This is a genomic window from Brachybacterium sp. JB7 (assembly GCF_003335205.1).
GTDB classification, from domain to species: domain Bacteria; phylum Actinomycetota; class Actinomycetes; order Actinomycetales; family Dermabacteraceae; genus Brachybacterium; species Brachybacterium alimentarium.
The window spans coordinates 73,841-85,581 of record NZ_QPGN01000001.1 but is presented as its reverse complement, the minus strand read 5'-3'; the positions used below and the strand labels follow the sequence as shown (position 1 = coordinate 85,581).

Here is an 11,741-nt window from a genome sequence, read left to right as displayed (position 1 = left end):
TGTCCCGGGCGCGGTCCGTCTCAGCTGACGCGATGCAGCCAGCGCATGGGCACACCGTCGCCCGCATGCCGGTAGATCTCCAGCTCCTCGTCCCAGGGCTCCCCCAGCGCGATGGAGAGCTCTCGACGCAGGGCGAGCGGGTCGTCGCCGGCGCGCTCCATGCAGCCGCGCACGTGATCCTCGGTGAGCACGATGTTCCCGGCGCGGTCGGTGGCGGCATGGTGGATGCCGAGCTCCGGCGTGCAGCTCCAGCGAGTGCCGTCGCTGGAGACGGTGGCCTCCTGGGTCACCTCGAAGCGCACCTCGTGCATGCCGCGCAGAGCGCTGACGAGCCGGGCCCCGGTGTCTTCACGACCCCGCCAGGTGAGTTCGGCCCGTAGCAGCCCGCGCGCGACGAACTGGTCCTCCCAGCGCATCCGTGCGGGCGCGCCGAGGACTCCGTTGGCGGCCCATTCGATATGCGGTGCGAGGGCGCGCGGGGCGGAGTGGATGTAGAGAACACCCTGAGTCATCTCGTTCCTTCCGGTCTCCGATGCGTCTTCCCCAACGAATCGGAACCGCCCGGAGCGTGTGAGATGCCGGACTTCTCTGCATGCGCCCCCGAGCTTAGAGGGTTTCCCTGATCTGGCGCAACGCCTTCTTCTTCACAGAGCGTTCGAGGCCGTCGATGTAGAGCTCGCCGTCGAGGTGGGACACCTCATGCTGGATGAGTCGCGCGGTGATGCCTTCGCCTGCCAGCTCGATCTCCTGGCCCTCCACGTCGATGCCCACGCAGCGGGCGTAGACGGAGCGGGTGCGCGGGAAGAAGAGGCCCGGCACGGAGAGACAGCCCTCGTCGTCATGCTGGAGCTCCTCGGAGAGCTCGACGATGACGGGGTTGAGGATGCAGCCGATGCCGTGGTCCTCGAGGTTCCAGGAGAAGGCGCGCAGGCTCACGCCGATCTGGTTCGCCGCCACGCCGGCCCGGCCCTCGTCATCCACGGTGTCCATGAGGTCCTGGACCAGACGGCGTGTGCCGTCGGTGATCGTGCGGACCGGGTCGCAGGGGGTGCGCAGCACCGGGTCGCCGACGATGCGGATCGGTCGGATGCTCATCGCTGCGTGGTCTCCTGCTGGTTCGGGCTCTCGGACGCGGTCACGTCCGAGCGTGAGGCCACGGCCTCGGACTCCTGGTCGTCCCGGAGCATCGTGTGGGTCACTCGGGCACCGGGGACGATCGTCCGCTCGACGGTGCAGGCAGCTGCCACGGCTCGCTCGAACACCGTGACGATCCTGGCGATCTCCGCCTCGGTCAGTCCCTCGAGCGGCAGCTGCACCTCTTCGGCCAGCGTCGTGTAGCGGTTCTCGGACGCATCGGAGTCTCCGTGCGCCCACAGGCGCATGTCGAAGTCCTCGCCGAGGCGCCGTGCCAGGTTCTCGTCCGAGGACATTCCCGCGCAGCCGATGAGTGCGAGCTTGAGCAGCTCCCCGGGGCTGATCTCCCCCTCACCCTTGCCGATGGGGATCTCGACCCCGCGCCGGTTGTGCCCCCTCAGGGTGCGGCTGCCGGTGCGATCGGCCCAGACGCTCCCGGGGCCGGCCTGCTCCGGGATCGGGAAGCGCTCATCGGGAACGGCGGTCATCGCTCTCCTTCGTGAGAACACGGACGGACGAAACAACGCAGCCCCGGGGAGATCCCCGGGGCTGCGTTCCTGCTGTGGCTCCCGCAGTTGGACTTGAACCAACAACCCTTCGATTAACAGTCGAATGCTCTGCCGATTGAGCTATGCGGGATCGACCTGGATAACAGTAGCAGTACCCGGCCGGCGGTGCACCCTCGATTGCGGCTCCCACCGGGGAGTATGACCTATCTAACGAGGGAGTCGGAGGGTGGTGCGCCGCGGCTGCGGGAGGCTGCGCGGCAGGTTCGGAGCGGTGCCGGTCGGGCGCGGCGCGCGGAGGCCGCTCAACCGGCGTCGGCGCCGGCGGTCGAGGCGCGGACGATGAGCTGCGGATCGATCGCTCGCACCTCGCCGGTCGCTGCCTGCGCTGCGTCGGGCAGGGGGCGGCGACGGTCCGCGTCGATGATCTCGAGCAGACGGGTCGCGGCGACGCGGCCGTACTGCACCGCAGAGCGTCCGATCGCCGTGATGGCCGGTCGGTGCGTGCGGGCCAGGGCGGAGTCCTCATAGCTGGCGACGGCCATCTGCTGCGGGATGCGGATCCCGTTCTCGAGCAGCACCTGGCTGCCCGCGAGGGCCATCTCGTCGCTGTCGAAGATGATCGCCGACGGCGCGTCCTCCTCGGCGAGCAGGCCCTCGGTGGCTGCGGCCGCTCCCTGAGCGCCATAGCCGGCATCCTGCAGCACTCCGGTGGCACCGAGCTCCTCGCAGCGATCGAGGAAGGCACGGTCCCGCTGAGCGGTGTGGAAGAACTCCGCCGTGCCCGCCACCCGCGCGATGCGTCGGTGGCCGAGGCCCACCAGATGATCCACCAGGAGCGTCGTGGCCACCGCGTCATCGACGTAGACCGCGGGGAGGCTCCCGTGGTGGCCGGGACCACCGATCACGAGGGCCGGCTGGCCGAGCTTCTCGAGTGCGGGGACCCGGGGATCGTCCTGCCGGAGATCCACCATCACCACGCCGTCCACGCGCCGCTGGCCGAACCATCGTCGATAGGTCTCGATCTCGGCCTCGGTGGACTCCACGATCTTCATCTGCAGGGAGTAGTCCTCGGTGCTCAGCACCTCCTGCAGCCCCGCCACGAAGGCGCCGAAGAACGCCTCGTTGCCGAGCACTTCGGCCGGTCGGGCGAGCACCATGCCGACCGCGAGCACCGGGGCGCCGGTGAGGGCGCGCGCCGCCGGGGACGGCTCCCAGTCCAGCTCCCGAGCGATGTCCATGATCCGTGCACGGGTCGCATCGGACACTCCGGGCCTGCCGTTGACCGCGAGCGAGACGGCCGCGGCCGTGACTCCGGCGCGATCGGCGATGTCGGCGATGGTGACGCGGCGGGGGCGACCGGCTCCGCGCGGCGTGGAGACTCTACTGGTGGACATGGGTCGGCCCCTCAGGTCGGGAACTGTACGAACAAGCTCATCATGCCGGTACTTGAGCGCTATAGTAACAGTCGGGAACCTCTCTCACCGGGTGTTTCCCCTCCCGATCAGTCGGCGCCGCCGCCGATTCGCCGACCTTCTCACCACCTACGACGGAAGGACGAGGATGCTCCGCCCCGTCCCGGCTGCCGCCGGCTCCCTCACCCCGCGCTTCGGCGTCAACTACACGCCACGCATCGGATGGTTCCACTCCTGGCTGGATCTGGCCCCGGATGCGGTCGCCGAGGATCTTGCCGCGGTCGCCTCGCTCGGGGTCGACCACGTGCGGATCTTCCCGCTGTGGCCGCTGCTCCAGCCCAACCGCACGCTGATCCGGCCACGCGCCCTCGAGGACGTGAGGACCGTCGTCGATGCGGCTGCGGCCGTGGGCCTCGACGTGGTGGTCGACGCGTTGCAGGGCCATCTCTCGAGCTTCGACTTCGTGCCCAGCTGGCTCAGCAGCTGGCACCGGCGCAACATGTTCACCGATCCCGAGGTGGTCTCTGCGACTGCAGAGCTGGTACGAGCCCTGGCCGCCCAGCTGGCCGATGCCCCGAACCTCCTGGGCCTGACCATCGGGAACGAGGTCAACCAGTTCTCGGCCTCCAACCATCCCGACCCCGACCCGCTGTCGACCGATCAGGCGAGGGTGTGGACGGCGACGATGCTGGATGCCGCCCGCGCCGGCTCCCCGAGCGGGATGCACACGGTCGCCAACTATGACGCCGCCTGGTTCATGGACGATCACGCGTTCACCCCCGATCAGTCCGCTCAGCTCGGAGATGCCACCGTCGTGCACTCCTGGATCTTCGACGGCACCGGTCAGCGCTACGGTGCACGCTCCTACGAGGTCGCGCATCGCACCGAGTACTACCTGGAGCTCGCACGCGCCTTCTCCCCCGCCCCTCAGCGGCCCCTGTGGCTGCAGGAGGTCGGTGCGCCCCGCAGCATCCTCGAGGAGTCGGACGTCCCCTGGTTCGTGCGCAGCACGGTGGAGAACTCGCTGCAGTGCCCCGAGCTCTGGGGCATCACCTGGTGGTGCTCCCACGACGTCTCCCGTGAACTGTCCGACTTCCCTCCGCTCGAGCACACGCTGGGGCTGTTCGACGAGCACGGCAGGATCAAGGGCGCCGGAGAAGCCTTCCGCGATGCGATCTCCGCCGCACGGGAGGCCGCTCCCCCGGCTCCACGCGGACGCGCGATCGAGCTGCCCGTAGGTCCCCAGCCGCTTCTGCATCGCAGCGCCGCCGCACCGGGCGGCTCCGTCTTCGAGGAGTGGATGAGGGCGTCACGGGCCGGCGACCGGCCGACGCTCCAGGTGGTGAGGGAGCATGCCCACGACGCCGTCGCCGGTGACACCCGCACGGGCGGCGCCGTCGCGACCCGCGCCGAGGTCTGACACGAGGCCTCCGGCACAGCGTTCGCCGCGGACGCAGAGTGCGTCGCGCCGACTCACCTCCGCCCACGTCCGGCCCGCCCATGCATCTGTCCAGGTCACGATGGGTGATCGTGGTAGATTCTTCCCGGCCCTGCGCAGGGTCATGGCCCAGTAGCTCAGCCGGTCAGAGCAGCGGACTCATAATCCGTCGGTCGCGGGTTCAAGCCCCGCCTGGGCTACCAGGTCAGAGCCGTAGTCGGGAGTTGCACGGCCTCTTCGGTACGCAGTGGACACGTTCCCTCATGACGCATCGCCCGGCCTGCGGAGCAGCGGGGTATCCCGTATTCTCTCTGAATGAGCTTGCTCGGAGTACTCCTCGAACTCGTCGTCGGCTTTCTGATCGACGTGGTCATACCGAGCTTCACGCCGAGCAGGAGACGCCGACGGAAACCGTCTCGGGACGGTTGATCGAGCGGTTCGTTCACGCCCCGCTGTACTGCGCACTCACGTGGTGCACCTGGCCGCCCCACCCATCCTCCGGGAAGGCATCGGAGACCTTCAGGTAGACGTCCTTGTCCTCGTCGCCGAGATAGGGCGTCAGATCGATCGTGTGGTCGCCCCGGTTCGAGGCATCCCGCAGGGGCTCGTCCTCGGCCAGCACCCGGGTCCAGGTCTCCCCGTCCGGTCCCACGTCCACCAGGAACTGGTTGCTGATCGCCACGGTGAGCTCCGCGGCGGTCGTGCTCGCCGGAAACGGGAAGCGATAGACGAAGAAGCTCGTCCCGTCGGCGAAGCGGCCCGGTTCGTCGGTGACACCCGAGCCGCCGACGTCCCACAGCCACGGCCCGTCCTCGGTACCGCCGTCGAAGTCGATCGCGCGGGCCACGAGGACCTCGGACCGGGCGACGAACTCCAGTCCACCGAGGGCGGTGGCCGTCACCGAGACGAGATGGTGTCCGTCATCGGCCTCCGCCGGGATCGTCACCTGCACCGGGAGGGTCGTGGAGATCGGCGTGCCCTCGTCCTCCGGCACGTCCAGGTCGATGCTGCCCGCGACCTCGATCCTCCAGCCGTCCGGTCCCTCCCCCTCGATGCCCACGCGGACCGGCCTGGAGGCGGTCGAGGTGAGGGCGACGTCCAGGTCGAGCTGCACCGACGTGGGCTCGCCGTCAGGGATCACCACCGGCGGTCGGGAGAGGGAGGCCGACAGGGAGCGGCGCACACCGGAGTCCGCGAGGTCCGCGATCAGAGCGCTCAGGGCGCTGGCCTGGGTGCGCCAGTCGAAGACGTTCGGGGAGTCCTCGGTGCTCGCCCCGGCCCATCGCACGCCGAGCTCGTCGCCGATCGTGCGGTCGTCCTCCCAGATCGTCGCGGCCTGGGTGGCCACGGCCTGCCGGTAGCGGTCCTCCCCCGTGGTGTCCGCGAGATCCATCAGATAGCGCAGGAAGATGCCCTTGAACTGCTTGTGGTTGTCGTTGGTGGTCTCCCCCAGCACGTCGGTCCACTCGGTGAGGATCCCGTCGGTGACCAGGGCGCCCTCTACCAGTGCCGAATCGGCGACATATCGCGCGGCCTCGAGCAGTTCCGCGTCCCCGGTGGCCCGCCACAACTCCAGCGCAGCCCCGATCGCCAGTCCCTGGTTGTACGTGTACACACGATCGCCGTTGTTCTCGCAGGCGTCGGTCAGCCCGTCGTTGACCAGGCCGCGCTCGTTGAGCAGACCGCTGTCCGCGTACCAGTCCCAAGCGACCTGGGCGCGGTCCAGCCACACCGTGTCACCGTCTATCCGATTGTGCAGCTCGGCCGTGATCCGGATCCACTGGCCGTTGGTGACGGCGTTCTTGTAGGTGCGCTCCTCGTCCCACCAGATGCCCCCGTCGCAGGTGGCGGGATCCCAGAAGTCGTTCATGAACTCGCCTATGGTCACGGCCATGTCCAGATACTTCGGGTCCCGTGTCAGGTCATAGGCGGTGATCCAGGTCAGCGCCCACCAGCCGGAGTCGTCGATGGCGCGGCTGGTGAAGTTGCCGTACAGCTCGTCCCCGGAGAGCTCGCCGGCCGGGAACGGGCCCTTGTTCCGCTCGAAGGTGCGGTCGAGCTGCTTCAGGTAGCGTCGATCGCCGCTGCGCAGCATGTAGTCCCCGATGGTCTGGAGGGCCACGGCGGAGTTCCACCAGCTCGACGGGAACCAGGCCTTGTCCTCGTCGTAGTCGGACATCAGCACGTCCGCCGCGACTCGTGCTCGCGCGAGTGCCTCTGCTCCTCGGACACGCGGTTCTCCCGGTGGAGCGGCGTGGGCGTCGGAGGCCGCTCCGAGTGCAGGCAGGGCGGCAGCCGTCAGGGCGACAAGGGTGCGGCGTGTCATCGTCATCGATGGGACTCCCGATCATGGCGCTCGGTCATCGAGCGCACTGTGCGTCCCGTGCGGGCCCACGGACGACGACGAGCATTCCACCGCCGCTGCCGAGCGTCAATGACTGCGGACGGCCTGGACGGACGGTTCGGGGCCTCAACTCGCTCGAGAACCGTTCGTCATCCTAGCTGGAGGACCGTTCGTCATCGAGGTAGCGCAGGACGGCCTGCACCCGTCGGCTGGTCTGCTCATCGCCCGTCAGCTCGAGCTTGTCGAAGATCGCGCTGATCGCCTTCTCCACCGTGCTGAGCGAGAGGAACAGACGCTCGGCGATCCCGCGGTTGGAGAGCCCCTCGGCCATCGACTCGAGCACCTCCAGCTCCCGCGGGGTCACTCGACTCAGTGCCTTCTGCTGCTCCGGGTTGCGCAGCAGCGCCCGCACGACGGCCGGATCGATCACGGTGCCGCCGGTGGCGATGTCGTGCACGGCGCGTAGGAAGCTGTCGATCTCGGTGATGCGGTCCTTGAGCAGATAGCCGATGCCGGGCATCTCTGTGCTCAGCAGGTCGCTCGCGTATTCGCGGGCGACGTACTGGGAGAGCACCAGCACTCCCACGTCCGGGTGCTCCCGCTTGATCCGCAGGGCGGCGAGCAGCCCCTCGTTGGTGTGGGTCGGCGGCATGCGGACATCCACGATGGCCACGCGCGGTCGAAGACGGTCGACCTCTGTCAGCAGCGCCTCGCCGTCCCCGACCGAGGCCAGCACCTCGATGCCCTCGTCGACCAGGAGGCTGCGCACCCCCTCGCGCAGCAGCACCGCGTCATCGGCGAGGACCACCGTCAACGGGCCGTCGGTCGCAGGATCGGCTCGGTGTTCGGGCTCAGTCACAGGGGACCTCCGCAGAGATGGTCGTCGGCCCGCCGGCGGGGCTGTCCACGCTCACGCTACCGTCCAGCGCGGCGACCCGGCGCGCGAGGCCCTGGAGGCCGCCTCCCTCGGGGTCCGCACCGCCGATGCCGTCGTCGACGACGTTCAGGCGCAGCACCCGGCGGTCCGGTTCGGTGACGGTCACGACGGTGATCCGGACATGGTCGGCCCGGGCATGCTTGACCACGTTGGTGACCGCTTCGCGGGCCACGAAGTACGCGGCGGACTCGACGGCGGGCGGCACCTCCCCCTCGAGCCGGACATCGACCTGGACCGGCATCGGGCTCGTGGCGGCGACCCCATCCAGCGCCGACGCCAGACCGTGCTCGTCCAGCGCCGTCGGATAGATCCTCCAGGCCACCTGGCGCACTTCCTCGATCAGCTCCTGCGATTGGCTGTGCGCCTGATCCAGCAGCGCGGCGGCGCGCTCGGGATCCGCGGCGCGCCGGGCACGGGCCAGGGTGACCGAGAGCGAGACGACGTTCTGCTGGACGCCGTCGTGCAGGTCGCGCTCGATGCGTCGACGCTCGTCGTCGATGGCGACCACCACGCCGCGCCGCGTGATCAGGAGCCGGCTGATCCGGCTCTCCAGGGCATCGGTGCGCACGATGCCCGTCCAGCGCCGCAGGAGCCGGGCCTGCACCCACACCGCGAACTCGGCATAGAGGGCTGCGGCCAGCAGGCTCGAGGTGCCGAAGATGATGAGCACGGCCGGGGCGGGCCTGCTGATCACCCACAGATCGAATTCGAGGGTGACCGGGCTGCCGTAGAAGGACTGCGTGAAGCTGCCCAGCACGATGGCGAACACGAGCAGCAGCAGATCCATCATCAGGTATCCGAGCACGGCCATGAGCACGCCGTGGAGCAGTGCTCGGCGGCCGCCGAGGAACTGTCCGGTCCCGTCCTCGAGCTGCAGGCGATAGGCCTGCTGCAGGCGCCGCAGCTCCCAGCCTCGCACTCGAGCGAAGGGGCCGCGCCATCGCACCAGCATCAGCAGTGAGGTGAGCACCAGCAGCGGGCCCAGGACCAGCCCGGCCAGGGTCCCCACGATGTGACGCAGCGACCGGCGCAGGAGGCGGGCAGGCTCGCGCGGCAGGTAGATGGCCGAGAGGTCGGGAAGACGCATCGAAGAGCTCCTGGGGACGGGGACGCTGTGCGGCGTCACCGGAAACCTAGCAAGTCGGCGCCTCCGGCTCGCAGGGTGCTTCCCCTCGTCACCTCTACGGTTTCCTGCAGGGTCGGCACGCTGATGACTGCCGAGGTCGCCGGGGCCGACCCGCTGTTCGGGCCCCCGCGATGCTCCGTAGCGTCGTCATCACCTCACCACCCGTTCCCAGGAGATCCGAGATGGACGCCGTCCTGCAGCTCGCCGATTCACTGCTCACCTCACCCTGGCTCTATCCGCTGATCCTGGCGCTCGTGCTGGTCGACGCGGTGCTGCCCGTCCTGCCGGCCGAGACCGTCGTCATCACCGCCGCGGCGTACGCCACCACCGGACAGCCCGATGCGCTGCTGGTGCTGCTCGCGACGTGGAGCGGCGCTCTGCTCGGCGATGTCATCGCCCATCTCCTGGGACGCCGCGCAGGGCCTGTGGCGAAGTGGTTGCGGAGACGGCGCTGGGGCGGCTCCCTGCTCAGCTGGGCCGAGGAGGAGATGAGGGTACGCGGTGGCACGCTGCTGATCACCGCGCGGTTCATCCCCGGCGGTCGCACCGCGTCGACCCTCGCCTCCGGGATCATCGGATACCCGCGAAGCCGGTTCCTCGCGGTGGCCGCCATCTCCACGGCTCTGTGGTCCCTCTACAGCGTGGGCATCGGCATGCTGGGCGGGCTCGCCTTCCATGAGCAGCCCCTGCTGGGGGTCGCGCTCGGCATCGGGCTCGCGCTCGCCGTCGGCGGCATCAGCGAAGCGGTGCGGGCGATCCGTGCCCGCCGTCGTCCCGGCACCGATCGTCCCTCCGGTGCGGACGGACGACGCACCGCGGCCCGACGCTCCCGGGCGGGTGCTCGCGCCGGCGTCGCCGGTCGGCCCAGGATCAGTCGTCCGCCTGGCGCAGAGCTCGCCGTTTGTCCTGGACCTGTGCGAGTCGAGTGAGGATCTCCTGATAGCGCTCGCCGTCGGAGGGGTCCGTGCGCTGCAGGCGCTGCTTGAGCACCGAGTACTCACGGGTGATCGACAGCTCGCTGAGCCGTGCCAGCAGGGATTCGGCCAGGCGCTTGAGGCCTGCTTCGTCCCGGGCGGGCAGATCGAGGTTCGCGATCTCCACGATGAGGGGACGCACGGTCTCCCCCGCGATCTCCATCACCTGCTCGAGGTAGCGGGCAGGGTGGAGGGTGCCGATCACCGCGTCGAGCAGCGTGCCGGCCGCGAGCATCACGTCCCAGACGCCCTGCAGGGCGGGGACGTGGAAGGCATCGTCCGGCAGCGCGCCGACGGTCTCGGTCGACAGCAGCTGGGGTGCCTGCAGCATGACAGCCAGCGACTGGGTCTCGACCTGGCCGACGGGGTCGCGCGGACTGACGACGTCCGCCAAGCGGGCCATCGGGATCGCCGGGGAGTCGTCTGCGCCCTCCGTCTGTGTGCCGGGGCGCTGGGTGCTCAGCGGCTCCTCGACGTGGCGGCCGGTGCGGCCCTCGCTGCGGGCGGCGTCGTGCACGGCGCGCAGCACGGTGCGCTCGTCCATTCCGAGCCAGCCGGACAGCCGACGGGCGTACTCGGGGCGCATGGCGCGGTCGCGGATGCTCGCGACGACGGGGGCCGCCATCCGCAATGCGGTGACCTGTCCTTCGACCGTGTCGAGGTCCACCTGGGATATGGCCGAACGGATCGCGAACTCGAACATCGGCTTGCGGGAGTCGATGAGGTCCATGACCGCCTGGTCACCCTGGCTGATGCGGAGGTCGCACGGATCCATCCCGTTCGGCTCGACGGCGACGTAGGTCTGGGCGACGAACTTCTGATCCTCCTCGAAGGCACGCAGGGCGGCCTTCTGGCCGGCGGCGTCTCCGTCGAAGGTGAAGATGACCTCTCCGGACAGTCCGCGCCCGTCAGTGTTCAGGCGCAGACCAGCGCTCCGGTTCGAATCGCCCATCACCCGGCGCACGACCTTCACGTGCTCCGCACCGAAGGCCGTGCCGCACGATGCGACGGCGGTGGGCACCCCTGCGAGGTGAGCCGCCATCACGTCGGTGTACCCCTCGACCACCACCACGCGCCGCTGGGACGAGATGTCCTTGCGCGCGAGGTCCAGGCCGTAGAGCACCTGGGACTTGTGGTAGATCGCGGTCTCGGGGGTGTTGAGGTACTTCGGGCCCTGATCCGACTCCAGCAGACGGCGGGCACCGAAGCCGATCGTGTTCCCCGTGATGTCGCGGATCGGCCAGATGAGCCGCCCGCGGAAACGGTCGTAGACGCCGCGCTGCCCCTGGGAGACGATGCCCGAAGCGGTCAGCTCGTCCTCGGTGAAGCCGCGCTTGCGCAGCACGGACGTGATCGAGTCCCAGCCCTCGGGAGCGAATCCGACGCCGAAGCGCTCGGCCGCGGCACGGTCGAAGCCCCGCTCGGCGAGGAAACGGCGTCCCACTTCCGCCGCCGGGGTGTCGAGCTGCTCGCGGTAGTACTCCTCGGCGATGGCGTGCGCATCCAGCAGCCGACGTCGGGTGCCGAAATCCGGGCGGTCGCCGCCGCCCCCGGTGGATTCCTCGTAGTGCAGCTGCACGCCGTAGCGCCCGGCGAGCATCTCGACGGCCTCGACGAAGCTGAGGTGGTTGATCTTCTGCACGAACGAGATCACGTCACCCCCCTCGCCGCAGCCGAAGCAGTGCCAGTGGCCCAGCTGCGGGCGGATGTTGAAGGAAGGGGTCTTCTCGTCGTGGAAGGGGCACAGGCCCTTCATCGAGCCGATCCCGCCGGTGCGCAGCGTGACGTGCTCGCCCACGACCTCGTCGAGACGGGAGCGCTCTCGCACCAGCTCCACGTCGGAGCGCCGGATCAGTCCCTGGGCCAA

Annotated in this window: 10 protein-coding genes and 2 tRNA genes; 3 read left to right on the top strand and 9 right to left on the bottom strand. The window is 69.5% G+C overall.

Annotated elements, in window-relative coordinates; translation table 11 throughout:
* Positions 1-20: 20 nt before the first annotated feature.
* The 5 genes from CIK81_RS00375 to CIK81_RS00355 form a co-directional block, all read right to left on the bottom strand.
* A complete protein-coding gene (locus CIK81_RS00375; protein WP_096166126.1) occupies positions 21-512 on the bottom strand; it encodes a DUF3145 domain-containing protein in 492 nt (163 codons plus the stop codon).
* Positions 513-606: 94 nt separating this feature from the next.
* Positions 607-1,095, bottom strand: a complete 489-nt coding sequence (locus CIK81_RS00370) for a peptide deformylase (protein ID WP_096166125.1) — start codon at positions 1,093-1,095, stop codon at positions 607-609.
* Complete coding sequence (locus CIK81_RS00365) at positions 1,092-1,622, bottom strand: OsmC family protein (protein WP_096166124.1); 531 nt, start codon at positions 1,620-1,622, stop codon at positions 1,092-1,094. Before CIK81_RS00365 ends, CIK81_RS00370 begins: the two co-directional genes overlap by 4 nt.
* Positions 1,623-1,697: 75 nt before the next feature.
* A tRNA-Asn gene (locus CIK81_RS00360) sits at positions 1,698-1,773 on the bottom strand.
* Between the two features lie 172 nt (positions 1,774-1,945).
* Positions 1,946-3,037 carry a LacI family DNA-binding transcriptional regulator gene (locus CIK81_RS00355; protein WP_096197664.1) on the bottom strand — a complete coding sequence of 364 codons (1,092 nt, stop codon included), beginning with the start codon at positions 3,035-3,037 and terminating at the stop codon, positions 1,946-1,948.
* 166 nt (positions 3,038-3,203) lie between these two features.
* On the opposite strand from CIK81_RS00355, the gene CIK81_RS00350 reads away from it, so the two are divergent.
* Both CIK81_RS00350 and CIK81_RS00345 read left to right on the top strand, forming a co-directional pair.
* Positions 3,204-4,475: a cellulase family glycosylhydrolase gene (locus tag CIK81_RS00350; protein ID WP_096166122.1), complete on the top strand. Its 1,272-nt coding sequence runs from the start codon at positions 3,204-3,206 to the stop codon at positions 4,473-4,475.
* A 144-nt stretch (positions 4,476-4,619) separates the two neighbouring features.
* Positions 4,620-4,696: transfer RNA gene (locus CIK81_RS00345), tRNA-Ile, on the top strand.
* 239 nt (positions 4,697-4,935) lie between these two features.
* Here the strand turns inward: CIK81_RS00345 and CIK81_RS00340 are convergent.
* The 3 genes from CIK81_RS00340 to CIK81_RS00330 form a co-directional block, all read right to left on the bottom strand.
* Positions 4,936-6,672 carry a glycoside hydrolase family 76 protein gene (locus CIK81_RS00340; RefSeq protein WP_241963855.1) on the bottom strand — a complete coding sequence of 579 codons (1,737 nt, stop codon included), beginning with the start codon at positions 6,670-6,672 and terminating at the stop codon, positions 4,936-4,938.
* A gap of 319 nt (positions 6,673-6,991) precedes the next feature.
* Entirely contained in the window at positions 6,992-7,696 is a 705-nt protein-coding gene (locus CIK81_RS00335) for a response regulator transcription factor (protein ID WP_241963854.1), read from the bottom strand.
* Positions 7,689-8,861, bottom strand: a complete 1,173-nt coding sequence (locus CIK81_RS00330; protein ID WP_096197636.1) for a sensor histidine kinase — start codon at positions 8,859-8,861, stop codon at positions 7,689-7,691. The genes CIK81_RS00335 and CIK81_RS00330 overlap by 8 nt, the downstream gene beginning before the upstream one ends.
* 221 nt (positions 8,862-9,082) lie before the next feature.
* Here CIK81_RS00330 and CIK81_RS00325 point away from each other — a divergent pair, with 221 nt between their 5' ends.
* Positions 9,083-9,829: a DedA family protein gene (locus CIK81_RS00325; RefSeq protein WP_114306335.1), complete on the top strand. Its 747-nt coding sequence runs from the start codon at positions 9,083-9,085 to the stop codon at positions 9,827-9,829.
* Here CIK81_RS00325 and dnaG read toward each other — a convergent pair.
* Positions 9,771-11,741 carry a DNA primase gene (dnaG, locus tag CIK81_RS00320; RefSeq protein WP_096166118.1) on the bottom strand — a complete coding sequence of 657 codons (1,971 nt, stop codon included), beginning with the start codon at positions 11,739-11,741 and terminating at the stop codon, positions 9,771-9,773. The two genes, CIK81_RS00325 and dnaG, sit on opposite strands and share 59 nt — an antisense overlap.

Bases quoted from the DNA above. Each gene is read 5' to 3' on its own strand.
- CIK81_RS00375 (WP_096166126.1), bottom strand. From the start codon at position 512: ATGACTCAGGGTGTTCTCTACATCCACTCCGCCCCGCGCGCCCTCGCA.
- CIK81_RS00370 (WP_096166125.1), bottom strand. From the start codon at position 1,095: ATGAGCATCCGACCGATCCGCATCGTCGGCGACCCGGTGCTGCGCACC.
- CIK81_RS00365 (WP_096166124.1), bottom strand. From the start codon at position 1,622: ATGACCGCCGTTCCCGATGAGCGCTTCCCGATCCCGGAGCAGGCCGGC.
- CIK81_RS00355 (WP_096197664.1), bottom strand. From the start codon at position 3,037: ATGTCCACCAGTAGAGTCTCCACGCCGCGCGGAGCCGGTCGCCCCCGC.
- CIK81_RS00350 (WP_096166122.1), top strand. From the start codon at position 3,204: ATGCTCCGCCCCGTCCCGGCTGCCGCCGGCTCCCTCACCCCGCGCTTC.
- CIK81_RS00340 (WP_241963855.1), bottom strand. From the start codon at position 6,672: ATGTCCGACTACGACGAGGACAAGGCCTGGTTCCCGTCGAGCTGGTGG.
- CIK81_RS00330 (WP_096197636.1), bottom strand. From the start codon at position 8,861: ATGCGTCTTCCCGACCTCTCGGCCATCTACCTGCCGCGCGAGCCTGCC.
- CIK81_RS00325 (WP_114306335.1), top strand. From the start codon at position 9,083: ATGGACGCCGTCCTGCAGCTCGCCGATTCACTGCTCACCTCACCCTGG.